This window comes from Paraburkholderia sp. J41 (assembly GCF_905220235.1).
Classification (GTDB): Bacteria; Pseudomonadota; Gammaproteobacteria; order Burkholderiales; family Burkholderiaceae; genus Paraburkholderia.
The window spans coordinates 1-549 of the sequence record NZ_CAJMZE010000098.1 but is presented as its reverse complement, the minus strand read 5'-3'; the positions used below and the strand labels follow the sequence as shown (position 1 = coordinate 549).

Below are 549 nucleotides of genomic sequence, written 5' to 3'. Positions count from 1 at the left end.
GAAGTGCGACTTCAGGACAAACTGGTGCTTCGTGAGGTCATGCGTCTTCTGGATGGCCGAGACACGTTCGAGGTAGCCTGAAAACTTCTTCACGCTACCGTCTTCCGCCGTAATGGTGAAAACAGCGTCGAGATTCAGGTAGTCCGCGCGAGGTAACTGCCCGGGATGCGTCGCCTCGAACATCACCGTGGTCGGCTCACCCATCGCTTCAGTCGCCGTAAACGACACGACCGACAGCTCCGACGCGCTTGCCGTTCCGGGAATCTCCAGGTGATACGCCTGCCTGCCCGTGACACCCGGCCGTAATGGATCAAACTCCGCCATGCTTCGGTTCTCCTTCTCAAGACTGGCGGATTGTGTCGCAGGCGCCCGCCCGATTTCAACCTTCAGAGTGGTAAAAATAGGGCATATTGGCCACTCGAGGTCGTACAGCCACCAGAAACCTTGACCCGCAACAACGACGCCACGCCGGTCCTACAAGGCACCTGAATAATTCTGCATAACGAATCAATTGGCCGAAGGTGACTCGCCTTCAGCCCGTCGCGCCCC

General features: G+C 57.9%; 1 pseudogene. It reads right to left on the bottom strand.

From position 1 onward, the window contains the following. Positions 1–324 (bottom strand): annotated as a pseudogene (locus U5805_RS31580) (type VI secretion system tip protein VgrG); the annotation flags it as partial. Positions 325–549: the final 225 nt, after the last annotated feature.